Raw genomic sequence first — 15968 nt, 5'->3', positions numbered from 1 at the left:
GTTATATGGTTATAATTAGTTAATTTAAAGATAATTAAATATAAAGACCATTAACCAAAAAAATATTGCTTTGAAGACTAATTTTCTATTTGTTTGCGCTGAAAATGATGGAATTCCAAATTGTAAAGCGGGAGGTATGGGCGATGTGGTTCGCGACGTACCACGGCAAATTGCTTCTTTTGGCGACACCTCGCATGTGGTAACCCCGTCTTATGGTAGGTTGCATCACAATGGGGAATGGATTGCGTCATTATCCTTTACGTATCGGGGTGCCTCTCAAGAAGCAGATTTGTATGAAGTACCGGGTAAAAAAGTAAACGAAAACATTAAACACTACGTTATTGATCATCCGGCCATAAAATCTGGGGATATAGCCCATATCTATTTTAACGATCCAGAGCAGCCTTTTTATACCGATGCCTGTATGTTTTCACTGTTCTGTACGGCAGTAGCGCAGGCGGTTAAACAAGATTTATTTGGCGAATTACAGGTAATCCATTTACACGACTGGCATACCAGCTTGTTGTTGTTTTTAAAAGAATTTCATCCTTCATTTACAGTTTTAAAAGATATCAGGTTTGTATATTCCATCCATAACTTGGCCATTCAAGGTATTCGACCGTTTCGGGATAATCACTCCTCATTAAAAGCATTTTACCCTGAAATTATTATAGATGAAGATAAGTTGAAAGATCCAAGGTATCACGATTGTATAAATCTAATGTCTTTGGGGATTCGGTTTGCCGATGCAGTTCATACCGTATCTCCATCGTACAAGGAAGATATACAAAAACCGAGTGATTTTCCTGTTTTCGTCGGAGGTGAAGGGTTGGAAAACGATTTAAAACAAGCAGATGAAGAAGGAAGGCTTTTTGGGATTCTCAACGGCTGCAATTACAAGAACATAAACAAAGCAAAGAAAAACGAACTGTATAGAAATAGCATGAGGGCTATTTTTAAATGGTTGCAGGAGCCTAATAAGAAGTATAAAGCAGATTTTTTGGCTCATACCGGAAATAAAATCTATTCACTTATTCTAAATAAGCCGAGTTTTGTTTGCGCCAGTGTTGCTCGATTAACCGAGCAAAAATTCTTTTTTTACAAAAACAGTCCGCAAACACTTATCAATCTTTTGGATATTCTAAACGAAAGAAACGGTGTATATATAGTTTTGGGTACTGGAGCTCCAGAATATGAAGAGCTTCTTAGGGATATCAGTTATCAAAAGGAAAATTTTATTTTTATCAACGGCCAATCTGAAGAAATAATAGATTCGCTGTATTTCGAATCGAACTTATACTTGATGCCGAGTCTTTTTGAGCCATGCGGGATTAGTCAAATGTTGGCAATGCGAAACGGACAGCCTTGTTTGGTGCATGCTACCGGCGGATTAATAGATACTGTAGAGCATATGAAATCTGGCTTTAGTTTTTCTGGAAATACGATGGAGGCCAAAAATGCCAATTTTGAAAGTGTTTTTGAAGATGCCTTGAATATATTCTTTGAAGATAAAGAGCTGTGGAAACATATTAGTAAAGTAGCAAAAAGCCAGCGCTTTAGTTGGGAGCATTCCGTTAAGGAATATTACCAGCAACTCTATCAATTGGAAACGCCAGTTTTAGATAATTATTCGCCGCGAAGTAGAATTGCAAAAAGAAAGTCTAGCGAGTTTATATATAACAAATAGCTGCAATTTTGAAATACGGGTGTTTTTTCGCATTTTTTTAACTTCTAAAACCCTGAAAAAGAACCGTCGTTCCAAGGGAATTAATTGATTATTTCGTATTTTCGCAACACTTGTAAAAAATATAAAAAATTAAAATATATTATGTCAGATACGGCTACTTTTGAGTATAAAGGTAAAAAAATAGAATTCCCAGTTGTAGAAGGTACGGAGAATGAATTAGCGATAGATATTAAAACGCTAAGAGCTTCTACAGGTATTATTACTTTAGATCCAGGTTATAAAAATACAGGTTCTTGCGAAAGCGCGATTACTTATTTAGATGGGGAGAAAGGTATTTTGAGATACAGAGGTTATACTATTGAAGACCTTGCCGAAAAAGCGAACTTCCTAGAAGTTGCATATTTGCTGATTTTTGGAGAATTGCCAAACAAACAACAGTTGGATAAATTCCACGCAGATATTAAAGCAAATTCTGAAGTAGATGAAGATGTAAAAAAGATTGTAGATAGTTTTCCAAGAACGGCACACCCAATGGGTGTCTTGTCGTCTTTGACAAGTGCTTTAACTGCTTTTAACCCTTCTTCTGTAGATATTAATTCTGAAGAAGACATGTACCAAGCCATCGTTAAAATTATGGGTAAATTCCCTGTGCTTGCGGCTTGGACACTTAGAAGAAGAAACTCAAAGCCTTATGATTATGGCGATTCTTCATTAGGTTACGTAGAGAACATGCTTTACATGATGTTTAAAAAGCCTAATGAGCAGTATAAATTAAATCCAGTAGTGGTAGATGCGCTGGACAAGTTGCTTATTCTTCACGCAGATCATGAGCAAAACTGTTCTACTTCAACCGTAAGAATTGTTGGTTCTTCACATGCAGGTTTATTTGCTTCATTATCAGCAGGTGTTTCTGCACTTTGGGGCCCTTTACACGGTGGGGCGAACCAAGCAGTAATTGAAATGTTGGAGGGGATTAAGCAAGACGGTGGGGACACTGCCAAGTACATGGAAAAAGCGAAGGATAAAGAAGATCCTTTCCGTTTAATGGGCTTCGGTCACCGAGTTTACAAAAACTTCGATCCACGTGCTAAGATTATCAAGAAATCTGCCGATGAAGTATTGGAAGATCTTGGAGTTGAAGACCCGGTATTGGCTATTGCAAAAGGTTTAGAAAAACAAGCCCTTGAAGACGATTACTTCGTAAAAAGAAAATTATATCCTAACGTAGATTTCTATTCTGGTATTATTTACAGAGCTCTTGGGATCCCTACGGAAATGTTCACTGTAATGTTTGCCTTGGGTAGACTTCCAGGTTGGATTGCCCAATGGAGAGAAATGCGTTTAAAGAAAGAACCAATAGGAAGACCTAGACAAGTCTATATAGGTGAAAACCACAGGTCTTTTACTCCAGTTGAAGAAAGATAAATTTCAACTTTAATAATTTTAATAGGGCATGCTTAAACAGTATGTCCTTTTTTATTTCTTATGGAGATATTCCGAATAAAAATGGTTAAAGTAAGATTGATTTAATTTTTTAGTTTTAATAATGATATTCTTTTATTGATTTCATATTTTAGCCCCTTCAAAATTGAGATTTATGTTAAAATTGCATGTTGTAAATGAAACCTCCAGACTAAAAGCAGTTATTTTAGGAACTGCAAAAAGTAATGGTCCGGTTCCAACAGTCGAAGAAGCCTACGATCCTAAGTCGTTAGAGCATGTTAAAGCTGGAACCTATCCAAAAGAAGAGGATATGATTTTGGAAATGGAGGCTTTCAACACTGTTTTTGAGAAATACAATGTAAAAGTATACCGACCAGAAATTTTTCAAGATTGCAATCAGATATTTTCTAGGGATATTGCTTTTGTAATAGACGATTTCCTTATTAAGTCCAACATTCTTCCAGATAGGGAAGTGGAGTTGGAGGCCATTCAATATGTAATCAATCAAATCGATCCTGAAAAGGTAATTACACCACCAGAAGAAGTGCATATTGAAGGAGGGGACGTAATGTTGTGGAACGATCATATATTCATTGGTACTTATAAAGGGGAAGATTATCCAAATTATATTACCGCTAGAACCAATATGCATGGGGTAAACTTTATAAAAGAACTTTTTCCGCATAAAATTGTAAAAGAATTTGATCTTAGTAAATCCAATACAGTGGCAGAAGACAATGCGCTGCATTTAGACTGTTGTTTTCAGCCAGTGGGGGAAAATAAGGGGATTATCCATAAAGAAGGTTTCAGAAACATAGAAGATTATAATTATCTCACGAATCTCTTCGGAAAAGAGAACCTATTTCATATCTCTAAAAAGGAGATGTACCATATGTTTAGCAATGTGTTTTCCATTGCGCCAGATGTGGTAGTTTCAGAAAAGAACTTTACTCGTTTAAATAATTGGTTACGCGAGAAAGGTTTTACCGTGGAGGAAATTCCGTATGCAGAAATTGCTAAGCAGGAAGGGCTGTTACGCTGTTCCACTATGCCTTTAATTAGGGAAGCATAAAGTAAAAAAAGTAAGGGATGAGAGATTTGATGAAAGACAATGCTGTTGCTTTTTACAAAATGGCTTTTGAAGGGAATCCTAGAAAAGCTGTCGAATTGTACGTTGGCAGTAAATACATTCAGCATAATCCAGCAGTAGAAGATGGTAAAGAAGGTTTTATTTCTTATTTTGAAAGGATGCATGCAGAATACCCAAATAAAACTATCGATTTTGTTAGGGTGATCTCAGAAGGTGATTTGGTAGCACTACACTCCCATCAGGTTTGGCCTGGGGACGACGCTTATGTTACAATGGATTTCTTCAGGTTTGATGTTGATGGGAAAATTGTTGAGCATTGGGATGCCATTCAGCAAATCCCTAAAAATTCAGCCAATAATAACACCATGATTTAAAAATAATATTCACACAAAAATCTTAGCTTCCAGCTTTGCGCAAACCTCTTAATTTGTAGTTTTGCGCGTTAAAAAAATAGCCTATGAGACAGATTACCAATACCATTTTAATGGTTCGTCCTATAAGTTTTAGAATGAACGAGCAAACCGCTGTAAACAATTACTTTCAAGAGGATTTAGATATTTTAAATGAAACGGTAAATGCAAAGGCGCAGCAAGAATTTGATGCTTTTGTAGATAAACTGAAAGGGGTAGGCGTAAACGTAATTGTGGTACAAGATACCAAAGAGCCAGACACGCCAGACTCTATTTTTCCTAACAATTGGATCTCAACCCATGAAGATGGTACTTTGGCATTGTATCCTATGTTTGCTGAAAACAGACGTTTGGAAAGAAACGAGGGTGTTCTAAATACCCTAGAGGCAAATGGTTTCCGTATTGATGATGTAATGGATTATACTGCTGCTGAAGAAGATGAAATATTTTTGGAAGGTACGGGCAGTATCATACTGGATAGGGTAAATAAGAAAGCTTATTGTGCACTCTCACCAAGAGCTGACGAGGAGCTGTTTATTGAATTTTGTGAGGATTTTGAATATTTTCCAGTAATTTTCACTGCTAATCAATCGGTGGACGGAGAGCGTAAACCAATTTACCACACCAACGTAATGATGTGTGTTGGTGATGATTTTACAGTAATTTGTCTGAGTACCATCGATGATAAAAAGGAACGAAAAAATGTAATCAATCACCTTAAAGGGGATGGAAAGGAAATTATAGATATTTCTGAAACGCAGATGAATGAATTTGCGGGTAATATGTTGCAGGTTGAGGGAGCCGACGGGAAAAAGTATTTGGCAATGAGCAAATCTGCCCACGATAGTTTAACCGATGCTCAAAAAAGGGTAATTGAAAAATACGTTACCATTGTTTCTTCCGATTTGGAAACCATAGAAACCTGTGGGGGTGGCAGCGCTCGTTGCATGATGACAGAAATTTTTCTACCAAAAAAATAGTATCTTAGAGGCATATCGACCTAGATTTAAATAATTTATGCTTTCAAAAAAGACAAAATACGGACTTAAAGCACTTACTTACATGGCCAAAAAGGAAAGTAGGAAGCCCGTGCTAATTTCCGAAATAGCCGAACAAGAAAACATCTCCAAAAAATTCCTGGAAATTATATTACTTCAACTAAAAAACAGCGGTTTTCTTAGTTCTAAAAAAGGAAAGGGCGGAGGTTACTACTTAATACGGGAGCCAGAAAAAATAACGGTAGCTTCTTTAATTCGTGTATTGGAAGGTCCCATAGCTATGCTGCCCTGCGTAAGTTTAAATTTTTATGAGAAATGCGATGACTGCAAGGACGAAGAAACGTGTTCGTTAAGCAAATTGATGATAGAGGTGAGGGACAGTACGCTAAAAGTCTTGGAAAATAAGTCGCTCGCAGATCTTACAGAATCTACGCTTCCATCTTAAATGTTTTGTTAGCAGGGTTTTTAAAATTAATTGTGATTTTTTCGTTAAAAACCTAGTAATTAACTAGACTATTAATATCTTTGCCTTTCTATTAGATACAAAGAAGATGGATTTAAAAGAAATAAATAAACAGCTAAAGGGTAAATCGCCTCAAGAAATTGTAGCTTGGGCTATAGAACAGGGCGATAAAGCCGTGGTTACTACCAACTTTAGACCTTATGAAGCTGCGATTCTGCATGCCACTACTCAAGTTAAAAAGGACATTCCTGTTGTTTGGTGCGATACTGGTTATAACACCAATAAAACCTATTTACATGCCGAAAGGTTGATTAAATCTTTGGGGTTGAATGTAAAACTTTATGTGCCAAAGCAAACAGTGGCCCATAGAAATATGGTCATGGGTATTCCTAGCATAGACGATCCGTTACACAAAGTTTTTACAGAACAGGTAAAGCTAGAGCCTTTTAAAAGAGCAATGGCCGAAAATAAACCAGATGTTTGGTTTACAAACCTTAGAAAAGGTCAGACCGCTTTTCGGGATACCTTGGATATTGTAACCAAAGGGGAAGATGGAGTGTTAAAGGTGAGTCCATTTTTTTATTATACAGATGAGGAATTGGATGTTTATTTGGAAAAAAACAATTTAGAAAATGAGTTTGACTACTTCGACCCGACCAAAGTGTTGGAAAACAGGGAGTGCGGATTGCATGTGAGTTGAACATTTTACGATAAAAAAATTAAAAGCTGCTTTGGTTACTAAGCAGCTTTTTTGCTTTCTAAAGAGTTGTTATTATTCCTAATATTTTTTGAAATTCATCGAAATAGAATATTGATAAATTTTAGGCTTTCTTTTTAAGGATAAATATGCCTTTTTACATCTCAATATTTATATTTTTGAATTCGAAGTAATATCTAATGAAAGGTGAATGTTTTTAGGGAACCTCGGTTGGTCGAAAAAACGGGTTTATGGAGATATAGATTATCATTGAATGAAAGAATTGAATTATTTTGCTAATAAATATGTGGTCATGAAAACAAGAGCGATAATGGTAAGTGCAATTATAGGAGCAATAGTTGCTTCTTGTGGCCCTAAAATAATAGACGAACCTATTGTTTTTAATAATGAAAGATCAGAATTAACGCTAGATTATATGCAGGAGCATTACAATCTAGATGTCGAAGAACCAACTATTATTCCTAAAATGGTAGTTGTGCACTGGACAGCTATTCCTTCTTTTCAAAAGTCCTTGGATGCTTTTTACGATGTGTACCTTCCTAATTTTAGGACGGCTATTTCTGGAGCTGGGAATTTAAATGTGTCTTCCCAATTTCTGGTAGACCAAGATGGTACTATTTATAGATTAATGCCAGAAACTACTATGGCCAGACATGTAATAGGTTTGAACCATTGTGCAATTGGAATTGAAAATGTAGGCGGCCCCGATTTGCCTTTAACCGACGCGCAACTGAAATCGAACATTAAATTGATTAAATATTTAAAGAAAAAATACCCCATAGATTATGTGATTGGGCATTATGAATATCAATTATTTGAGGGGCATGAACTATGGTTGGAGCAGGATGAAGGATACCGAACAGTAAAAACCGATCCGAACGTCGAATTTATGACCTCCATAAGGGAAGCCCTTACCAATTTAGATTTAAAACCTTTACCAGAGAAATAAAATAGAATGAAAATAGACATCAGAAAACTCATTTTTTTAAGCTCATTTTTTATGGGTTTACTAACGGTATCCGCACAAGACTTTTATCGGGATTTATTTGAAAAGTACGACTCTTATAAAGAAGAAAGCATCACCCAGCGTAGATTTTCATATGAAAAGATTTCGCCACTTATCGAGGCTTTAAAAGAAGATTCTTTTTTCGAAATACATCAAGTGGGTACTTCCATTAAAGGTACACCGCTTCATTTAATAAGTTTTGGAGAAGGAGAAGTAGATGTTTTTCTTTGGTCTCAAATGCATGGGGACGAATCTACTGCAACGATGGCAATTTTTGACATTGTTAATTTCTTTAAATCAAAAGATTTCAGAAAAGAGAAAAAAGTTATGCTTTCCAACTTGCGAATTCATTTTCTGCCCATGTTAAATCCCGACGGAGCGGAGGTTTTTACTAGAAGAAACGCCTTGGGAATAGATATTAATAGGGATGCTTTAAGATTGCAATCGCCCGAAGGGCAAACCCTGAAAAAGGTTCGAGACAGTTTGGATGCCGATTTTGGTTTTAATTTGCACGACCAAAGTACTTATTACAACGCTGTGCAAACCCCAAAGCCTGCTACCATTTCTTACTTGGCACCGGCATTTAATTATGAAAAAGATGTAAATGAAGTGCGAGGAAATGCAATGAAATTGATTGGTTATATGAACGGGATTCTTCAAAAATATGCCCCAGGACAAGTAGGAAGGTATAACGACGATTTTGAACCCCGTGCTTTTGGCGATAATATTCAAAAATGGGGGACCAGCGTTGTGCTTATCGAATCTGGTGGGTATCCAGATGACCCAGAAAAGCAATTTATTAGAAAGCTTAATTTTGTTACTATTTTATCTGCGGTGCATGCCATTGCAACCAAAGAATTTGAGAGTACTCCCAAAGAAGAGTATTTCAAGATCCCCGAAAACGATCGTAAGTTGTTCGATTTGAAATTAGTTGGGGTGCAATATCAGCTATTGGGAGAAACATACACGGTAGATTTAGGGATTAACAATTACGAAGTTGCTACCAATACCGAATCAGGCTACTACACCAGGGGAAGTGTAGTTGATATGGGAGATCTTTCTACCTATTTTGGTTATAAAGAATTCGATGCTTCCACTTTTGAAGTTGTTCCGCCAAAAATCTATCCAGAAACCTTAAAGTCCATTGGGGTTTTACACGAGAAAGGAGTAAATACTTTTTTAAAAGACGGATATGCTTTTGTGAAGGTAGAGAATATACCTCAAGATAAAGACGCTATGAATATCCCATTACATGTGTTGACCAAAGAAAGGAATACCGATGTTAATTTATACGTTGGTGCGAACCCAACTTTCTTTTTGAAGAAAGACGGTGCTTTGAAATATCTTGTTATAAATGGTTATTTGGTAAATCTAGAGAACCCAGAAAAGGATTTTGAAAATGCATTGATTTATAAATAGGTAATTTGTTGGCGGTGGAATGCTTAAAATATTTACGGCTTCTTTTGAAGTAATTCCTTTAAAAAGAAAAAACTCATTATTGGAATAAACAATGCAAAAGGCAAGGATGTAATTATTAAAACCTTTTGCAGTGCTACCAACACATCTATATCTGGTTTTACATTGCCCAATACGAGCATGGCAATACTAAAAACTGCTATAATAATGGACCAAATTATGCGATGCGATTTTTTTGGTTCTGGATTTCCACCGTCGCTAAACATACTCAGTACAAAAATAGCAGAATCTACCGATGTCAATAGAAAACCAATAAGCAATAGCACTACTGTTGTATTAACCAAAAATTGAAATGGGTAATGCTGAAGGAAAACAAATATAGAAGTAAAAACATTACTAAACTCATTATTATAACCTCCCCAAACTTCTATAAGGTTAAATGAATTTTCTCCAAATACTGTAAACCATAAAAAAGACCCCAGGGAAGGAATAATCATAACACCAAGAAGCATTTCCCTTAATGTACGCCCCTTTGAGATTCTAGCAATAAAAACTCCTGTAAAAGGAGCCCAAGCCAGCCAAAATGCCCAGTAGTAGTAAGTCCAATCCGTAAGGAACTGTTTTCCGGGATCAAATTTTCCGATGGCTAAACTCAAAGGAACGAAATCTTTAATATATTGAATAGTTGAGGTAGCAAATCGTTTTAATATAAAGATGATATCACTCTGCAGTAACACAAACAACAAAAGTAAAATAGTAATAAAAATATTAACTTTAGAAATGTTTTTTATTCCTTTATCAATGCCCTTCCAAGCGGAAATAAATGCAAAGGCGCAAATTAAAAGGGTTAAAAAAATGGTAGAAACCAAGTCGAGATTTGTTTTTAATAAATGATTGATACCTCCATTAATTTGTGTAGTGCCAAGGCCTACAGCCCCTACTAGACCGAATATTGTGGTGAGGATTACCAAAAGATCTACAGCCTTTAAAAGCTTTAGGCTTTTAAATTGATGCGAAATAGTGCTGCTAATAAGTGTGTTTTTGTTTCTGGTAAATAAATAATGGCCAATAACCAACGCAAAAAGTCCGTAAAAAGCCCAAGCGGTAAATCCCCATTGGTAAAAGGTGTACTCTAACGCAATGGTTGCGTTATCTGCTCCCGTTTCTATGGGCGGATTTAAAAACATATAAACCGGTTCTTGTACGGCACGAAGTAAAATCCCAGCACCCATTCCTGCGCTGTAAAGCATGGAAATCCAAGCCCATCTGGAATAGGTTGGTCTATCAGAGTTTTTACCCAATCTCAATTTTCCTAGCGGGGAAATGGCAATTGCTAAAAGAAAAACTACACAAAAAAGACCAAGGTATAGATAGTAATTTCCGAAATAATCCCGTACCCAAAGCGATCCAGTTTCCATAGTAGAATAGGTTATTTCAGGAAAACTAAATATAAAGATGGCCAAGAGCAGTAAAATACACGCGGAGATGGATAGTAGTTTGTTCTGAAAAATTCTCAAAAGCTTTAGGTATAATTCTTTTACAGTTGATCGTTTTGGTTGGAAAGGTGTTCAATTTTACGATCGGAAATTTTTTTTATAAAGTTATGTATTCCCTTAGTTTTGGCTGCAATCCTAATAAAATGATGGTCTTTATGGAATGTGTATTCTTGGGAATTTCCTTTGTATACCGCAAGCTTGTAAAAGGGAATAACTAGGGCGTAAGTTTCTAAAATGGAGCGGAATCTAATAATGATGCCTTTAGATCTTATTTCGATGTTACAAGTATTTAGATTGTTATCGAGCATCAACAAATTGTTTATAGCTACACTCGACTGGGTTATAAATAACTTAGGAGATCCCGTGCCGCCAATTCTCCATCGATCTTTTAAATTGATGACAGGGCCCACTTCCTCAAGTAGTGTCTTTTTTTGAACAGGATCGTTATACGAAACATTAAGTAACATACTTTAAAGATAGTTCTTTCTTGGCGGATTTTGTAAAATTCATAGGAATTTAAATTGGATTGCCATTTTTTTATAGTTCTAGCATTAGCAATAACTTTTTCTAAATCCGTATCTTTGCAGCCAAATTTTTCAAACGAATGGATATCCAAGAAATTATAATTAGTAAGGTAAAGGAGGCGGTTGCTTCCATTTTTGAGAAAGAATTAGATTCCGTAGAATTGCAAGCAACCCGAAAAGAGTTTGAAGGAGATGTAACGGTGGTGGTGTTCCCTATGCTGCGTGTGGTAAAAGGAAATCCACAGGTGATTGGTGAAGAAATTGGGGCCTATTTACAAGCTAATGTTTCGGAAGTTGAAAAATTTAATGTGGTCAAAGGATTTTTGAATCTGGTAATTTCAGATGCTTTTTTTCTGAATTTCTTTAGTGATATTTATCAAAACACCACTTATGGTTATGTAGCGCCTAAAGACGGGGATAAAGCTGTTATGGTAGAATACTCTTCTCCAAACACCAATAAGCCACTCCATTTGGGGCATATAAGAAATAATTTGTTGGGATATTCGGTTGCTGAAATTATTAAGGCTTCCGGTAAAAAGGTCTATAAAACCCAGATTATAAACGACCGCGGGATCCATATCTGTAAATCGATGTTGGCATGGCAGAAGTTTGGCAAAGGAGAAACACCAGAGTCAACGGGCCTCAAGGGTGATAAGCTGGTAGGGAATTATTATGTGGCTTTCGACAAGGCTTATAAAGCTGAAATCGAAACCATGGTTGCCCAAGGTGCTGATAAGGAAACTGCCGAAAAAGAAGCCCCCATATTGCTAGAAGCTCAAGAGATGCTAAGGAAGTGGGAAGCTGGTGATCCCGAAGTGGTAAAGTTGTGGGAAACCATGAACGGTTGGGTGTATGAAGGTTTTGAAATAACGTACAAAAATTTAGGAGTCGATTTCGATAAACTGTATTACGAAAGCAATACATATCTGTTGGGGAAAGATGTAGTGGCAGATGGTTTGGAACGGGGAGTTTTTTATAAAAAAGAGGACGGCTCCGTTTGGATTGACCTTACCGATGAAGGCCTGGATGAAAAAATCGTATTAAGAGCCGACGGAACCGCAGTTTACATGACGCAAGATATAGGTACGGCCATACAACGCGTTAAAGATTATCCAGATATCGGTGGTTTGGTGTACACGGTAGGGAACGAACAGGATTACCATTTCAAGGTACTTTTTTTAATCTTAAAAAAACTCGGATTCGACTGGGCGGCGCATCTGTATCATTTAAGTTATGGAATGGTAGACTTGCCAAGCGGTAAAATGAAGAGTAGGGAAGGTACAGTGGTAGATGCTGATGATCTTATTAGTGAAATGGCAAATACTGCTGAAGAAATATCTTCGGAGCTTGGAAAGTTGGATGGGTTTAATGAAGAAGAAAAGCAAGAACTTTATAAAACAATAGGTTTAGGGGCCTTAAAATATTACATCTTGAAGGTAGACCCTAAAAAAAGAATTTTATTCGACCCGATGGAATCCATAGATTTTCAAGGGAATACGGGGCCTTTTATCCAGTACACCTATGCTAGAATTCAATCAATTTTAAGAAAGGCAGATTTTGACTATGTAAATGCCGACATAAAGTCTGCTTACACGCTGCATGAAAAAGAAAGAACACTCATAAAACAATTGCAGCTGTTTCCAGAGATTGTTCAAAATGCTGCAAATAATTTTAGTCCCGCAGTGGTTGCCAACTACGTGTATGATTTGGTAAAAGAATTTAATTCTTTTTATCAAAATGTACCTATTTTGGGAGCTGAGGATACCTCAGAAAAAACATTCCGTGTGCAGTTGGCCTACAAAGTTGGTGAGGTTATTGCCAATGCTTTAAACCTTATGGGTATTAAAGTGCCGGAACGAATGTAAAAAAGGATAGAATACACACTTAAAAAGCCCGAAAATTGACAGATTTTCGGGCTTTTTTTTGCTGAAGTTTTCAGCACATTAACAACTAACAAATTCAAATAATATAAAATTTAATTTGGGAAAAGTTTATAATGAATGTCCTCTAAAGGGACCAATTGATAGCGATGCGGTTTAAGTTTTACCAAAGCCGAAAGTTCCTTAACCTCCTGTTTGTCCAAAAGGATTAAAAGGTTGAATTGAATGGTGGGAATGGGAATCCGTTTTTCGTACACCGAATGCCTGTACTCTTCTTCCCAATAATCTACCTCCAAATTGAACAGATATTTATGGAAACTCTCAAATTCTGCTTCTGTAAAGTTAAAATTGAGGTTATTGAATAAAAGCTGATACATATTGTTGTGTTTGCAATATATAAGAAGCCCGTTTTTAGATCTATTAAGTATTTGAAGATGTTTACACATAGGATTATGGCTTTTATCAATTCATAAATCAAATATAAATATTATTTAGATTAAATAAAAATAATATATTTGTACTCATTGGTTTATTCAATAATTCACGTGCTAAAAGAGGTGCTTTTTAACGAAAGTGCCTCTTTTTTTATTGATATTTAATATATTGCAATCAAAAAACAAACCCATGTCAAGACTACTTAGAATTTTGTTCCTAACCCTACTTTTAACCTTTACTGCCTGTTCTAAAGATGATGATTCTGAAGACGGAGGGACCCCAATTGCTGGAAATCGCCTAAGCACTGGAGATTCGGCGAGAGACTTCCTGTCGGATGAGAATTTTGATGAATTGGTCATAGAAGTTGTATATGTAGAGGGGTATCGCCCTACCGATGCTGCATTGAATAATCTTGTTCAATTCATTGAAGAGCGTTGCCATAAATCCGCAGGGGTGGAATTAAACGTACGTTCTTTTCCGAGTCCGAATATTGCTGAATTTAATATTCAACAGGTGGACAGTATAGAAAAAGTAATGCGCTCCCAGTACAATTTGGGAGATAAAATGGCTCTATATGTTTCTTTTTTAGACGGAAAGTTTGAAGACGATTCAGACGATTCCGTAGTACTTGGTGCTGCCTACAGAAATACTTCTTTCGTGATTTTTGAAGAAACGCTTCACCGTTTTAGCGATGGTATCAACGAGCCGGATAGATTCCTTTTGGAAAGTACAGTTTTTAGACATGAATTTGCGCATCTATTGGGATTGGTGAACCTTGGAACAGAAATGCAAACCGACCATTTAGATACAGAAAACGGCAGCCATTGCAATGTGGAATCTTGTTTGATGAATTATCGAGTGGAATCTGGGATAAACATCCCTGGGATGACTTCAGAAGAAAATATCCCAGAATTAGACAGTCAATGTCTTGCAGATCTTCGTGCAAATGGAGGTAAATAGATAACCGTAAAGTCTTCCCCCTTTCAATAGAACAAGGTTTTTGGTAGCATTAAAACCATAGTTTGTTAATTTCATGGCGAAACAAAATAAATTTACAGAGGGAAGAATTTTAAATGCGCTGCTGGGGCTGGCTTTTCCCATTATTATGGCCAATGTTTTGCAGACCATGTATCAATTAATAGATACATTTTGGTTGGGTCGTTTGGGCGCCAATGCTGTGGCGAGTGTAAGTTTAAGTTTTCCCATATTGTTTTTGGTGCTCTCCCTTGGAGGCGGTTTAACTTTGGCGGGAACGGTAATAGTTTCGCAGCACAAGGGTGCCAACGACCAAAAAATGGTAAACTACGCCGCTTCCCAAACGGTAATGGTGGTATTTGTGGTGTCTATTCTATTGGCGGTAATTGGGTATTTCTCTGCACGTCCTCTCATGCATTTGGTAGGGGCGGGGCCAGAAATATTAAAGGATTCTGTTACATATTTTAAAGTTTCTTCATGGGGATTTATTTTTCTGTTCATGTTCTTCGTCTATCAATCCCTTATGCGTGGCATTGGTAATGTTTTAATCCCAATGTATATTGTATTTGGAACCGTATTGTTAAACCTTATTTTAGATCCTCTTTTTATTTTTGGTTATGGCACAATTCCCGGCCAAGGGGTGGCAGGAGCTGCTATTGCCAGTATTATTACCCAAGGGGTTTCTGCAGTGGCCGGACTTATTATTCTTTTTAGGGGAAAAAGAGGAATCCGCGTAAGTTTTTCCTTTATGAAATTGGATTTAAAATGGATAAAAAACCTTTTTATTCTCGGCATTCCTTCTAGTTTAGATCAATCGAGTAGAGCCATGGCTATGACGGCCATGATCATGTTGGTAACGAGCTATAATAGTGAAATTGTGGCTGCTTACGGAATAGGCGCCAGAATACTTAGCCTAGTAATCGTTCCAGCTTTGGGACTTTCCATTGCGACGACAAGTTTGGTTGGGCAAAATATGGGTGCTGGTAGAATAGACCGTGCCGAAAAGGTGGGCGATTTAAGTGCGCTTATTGCCGCGATAGGACTTACATTTTTAGGGATGTTGCTTTTCTTTTTTGCAGAACCTTTAACCCGTTTTTTTGTTCCCGATGATGAAAATGTGATAAAAATAGGAGCTAAATTCATTAAAATAATGTCACCCAGTTTTGGGTTGTTGGGGGTGCAACAGGTGCTTAATGGCGTATTTAATGGAGCAGGTTTAACTACCGCTTCCATGTTGTTATCGGTGTGCGTATTGTGGGTAATTCGGTTTCCGTTAGCCTTTATACTTTCCAACAAAACAGATCTCGGTTACGAAGGTATTTGGTGGGCTTTTCCGGTCTCCAATGCGTTGGCGGCCTTAATTGCTTTTGTCTATTACAAAAGGGGAATGTGGAAGCATAAGGGGGTTCAAATAAGAGTCTGACCCC

At 36.9% G+C, this 15968-nt stretch carries 15 protein-coding genes; 12 read left to right on the top strand and 3 right to left on the bottom strand.

Going from position 1 to position 15968, the window contains the following annotated elements:
- Positions 1-70 precede the first annotated feature (70 nt).
- The 9 genes from HX109_RS02710 to HX109_RS02670 all read left to right on the top strand — a co-directional run bounded on the left by HX109_RS02710 (position 71) and on the right by HX109_RS02670 (position 9234).
- Positions 71-1687: a glycogen synthase gene (locus tag HX109_RS02710; RefSeq protein WP_178949681.1), complete on the top strand. Its 1617-nt coding sequence runs from the start codon at positions 71-73 to the stop codon at positions 1685-1687.
- A 141-nt stretch (positions 1688-1828) separates the two neighbouring features.
- A complete protein-coding gene (locus HX109_RS02705; RefSeq protein ID WP_178949680.1) occupies positions 1829-3112 on the top strand; it encodes a citrate synthase in 1284 nt (427 codons plus the stop codon).
- A gap of 172 nt (positions 3113-3284) precedes the next feature.
- Entirely contained in the window at positions 3285-4202 is a 918-nt protein-coding gene (locus HX109_RS02700) for a dimethylarginine dimethylaminohydrolase family protein (RefSeq protein ID WP_178949679.1), read from the top strand.
- A gap of 17 nt (positions 4203-4219) precedes the next feature.
- The gene (locus HX109_RS02695; protein ID WP_178949678.1) at positions 4220-4594 is read left to right on the top strand and encodes a nuclear transport factor 2 family protein; all 375 of its coding nucleotides are present in this window, start codon (positions 4220-4222) and stop codon (positions 4592-4594) included.
- Positions 4595-4677: 83 nt separating this feature from the next.
- Positions 4678-5610, top strand: coding sequence for a citrulline utilization hydrolase CtlX (ctlX, locus tag HX109_RS02690; RefSeq protein WP_178949677.1), 933 nt, complete (start codon positions 4678-4680; stop codon positions 5608-5610).
- Positions 5611-5647: 37 nt separating this feature from the next.
- Positions 5648-6073, top strand: coding sequence for an RrF2 family transcriptional regulator (locus HX109_RS02685; RefSeq protein ID WP_178949676.1), 426 nt, complete (start codon positions 5648-5650; stop codon positions 6071-6073).
- A gap of 106 nt (positions 6074-6179) precedes the next feature.
- On the top strand, positions 6180-6791 hold the full coding sequence (locus HX109_RS02680) for a phosphoadenosine phosphosulfate reductase family protein (RefSeq protein WP_178949675.1): 612 nt from the start codon (positions 6180-6182) through the stop codon (positions 6789-6791).
- 310 nt (positions 6792-7101) lie between these two features.
- The gene (locus tag HX109_RS02675; RefSeq protein WP_178949674.1) at positions 7102-7758 is read left to right on the top strand and encodes a peptidoglycan recognition family protein; all 657 of its coding nucleotides are present in this window, start codon (positions 7102-7104) and stop codon (positions 7756-7758) included.
- Between the two features lie 6 nt (positions 7759-7764).
- Positions 7765-9234: a M14 metallopeptidase family protein gene (locus tag HX109_RS02670; RefSeq protein WP_178949673.1), complete on the top strand. Its 1470-nt coding sequence runs from the start codon at positions 7765-7767 to the stop codon at positions 9232-9234.
- A 32-nt stretch (positions 9235-9266) separates the two neighbouring features.
- On the opposite strand, the gene HX109_RS02665 is transcribed toward HX109_RS02670, so the two are convergent.
- Both HX109_RS02665 and HX109_RS02660 read right to left on the bottom strand, forming a co-directional pair.
- Positions 9267-10694, bottom strand: a complete 1428-nt coding sequence (locus tag HX109_RS02665) for a BCCT family transporter (protein ID WP_317170443.1) — start codon at positions 10692-10694, stop codon at positions 9267-9269.
- A gap of 74 nt (positions 10695-10768) precedes the next feature.
- Positions 10769-11194 carry a hypothetical protein gene (locus tag HX109_RS02660; RefSeq protein WP_178949671.1) on the bottom strand — a complete coding sequence of 142 codons (426 nt, stop codon included), beginning with the start codon at positions 11192-11194 and terminating at the stop codon, positions 10769-10771.
- Between the two features lie 137 nt (positions 11195-11331).
- Here HX109_RS02660 and argS point away from each other — a divergent pair, with 137 nt between their 5' ends.
- Positions 11332-13116: an arginine--tRNA ligase gene (gene argS / locus HX109_RS02655; protein ID WP_178949670.1), complete on the top strand. Its 1785-nt coding sequence runs from the start codon at positions 11332-11334 to the stop codon at positions 13114-13116.
- 110 nt (positions 13117-13226) lie between these two features.
- On the opposite strand, the gene HX109_RS02650 is transcribed toward argS, so the two are convergent.
- Positions 13227-13577 (bottom strand): DUF6686 family protein, encoded by a 351-nt coding sequence (locus tag HX109_RS02650; protein WP_178949669.1) that lies wholly within the window; start codon positions 13575-13577, stop codon positions 13227-13229.
- Between the two features lie 178 nt (positions 13578-13755).
- Between HX109_RS02650 and HX109_RS02645 the strand changes: the two genes are divergently transcribed.
- Both HX109_RS02645 and HX109_RS02640 read left to right on the top strand, forming a co-directional pair.
- The gene (locus tag HX109_RS02645) at positions 13756-14526 is read left to right on the top strand and encodes a membrane metalloprotease (RefSeq protein ID WP_178949668.1); all 771 of its coding nucleotides are present in this window, start codon (positions 13756-13758) and stop codon (positions 14524-14526) included.
- A gap of 73 nt (positions 14527-14599) precedes the next feature.
- Positions 14600-15964: an MATE family efflux transporter gene (locus HX109_RS02640; RefSeq protein ID WP_178949667.1), complete on the top strand. Its 1365-nt coding sequence runs from the start codon at positions 14600-14602 to the stop codon at positions 15962-15964.
- Positions 15965-15968: the final 4 nt, after the last annotated feature.

The organism is Galbibacter sp. BG1 (genome assembly GCF_013391805.1).
In the GTDB taxonomy this organism is placed as follows: domain Bacteria; phylum Bacteroidota; class Bacteroidia; order Flavobacteriales; family Flavobacteriaceae; genus Galbibacter.
Note: the sequence above shows the minus strand (reverse complement) of the source record. Positions and strands in the feature narration are given on the sequence as shown.

Excerpts from the sequence above, each read along its gene's own strand:
- HX109_RS02700 (WP_178949679.1), top strand. The coding sequence starts at position 3,285 with ATGTTAAAATTGCATGTTGTAAATGAAACCTCCAGACTAAAAGCAGTT.
- argS (WP_178949670.1), top strand. The coding sequence starts at position 11,332 with ATGGATATCCAAGAAATTATAATTAGTAAGGTAAAGGAGGCGGTTGCT.
- HX109_RS02675 (WP_178949674.1), top strand. The coding sequence starts at position 7,102 with ATGAAAACAAGAGCGATAATGGTAAGTGCAATTATAGGAGCAATAGTT.
- HX109_RS02645 (WP_178949668.1), top strand. The coding sequence starts at position 13,756 with ATGTCAAGACTACTTAGAATTTTGTTCCTAACCCTACTTTTAACCTTT.
- HX109_RS02680 (WP_178949675.1), top strand. The coding sequence starts at position 6,180 with ATGGATTTAAAAGAAATAAATAAACAGCTAAAGGGTAAATCGCCTCAA.
- HX109_RS02685 (WP_178949676.1), top strand. The coding sequence starts at position 5,648 with ATGCTTTCAAAAAAGACAAAATACGGACTTAAAGCACTTACTTACATG.
- HX109_RS02695 (WP_178949678.1), top strand. The coding sequence starts at position 4,220 with ATGAGAGATTTGATGAAAGACAATGCTGTTGCTTTTTACAAAATGGCT.
- HX109_RS02705 (WP_178949680.1), top strand. The coding sequence starts at position 1,829 with ATGTCAGATACGGCTACTTTTGAGTATAAAGGTAAAAAAATAGAATTC.
- ctlX (WP_178949677.1), top strand. The coding sequence starts at position 4,678 with ATGAGACAGATTACCAATACCATTTTAATGGTTCGTCCTATAAGTTTT.
- HX109_RS02650 (WP_178949669.1), bottom strand. The coding sequence starts at position 13,577 with ATGTGTAAACATCTTCAAATACTTAATAGATCTAAAAACGGGCTTCTT.
- HX109_RS02670 (WP_178949673.1), top strand. The coding sequence starts at position 7,765 with ATGAAAATAGACATCAGAAAACTCATTTTTTTAAGCTCATTTTTTATG.
- HX109_RS02660 (WP_178949671.1), bottom strand. The coding sequence starts at position 11,194 with ATGTTACTTAATGTTTCGTATAACGATCCTGTTCAAAAAAAGACACTA.
- HX109_RS02640 (WP_178949667.1), top strand. The coding sequence starts at position 14,600 with ATGGCGAAACAAAATAAATTTACAGAGGGAAGAATTTTAAATGCGCTG.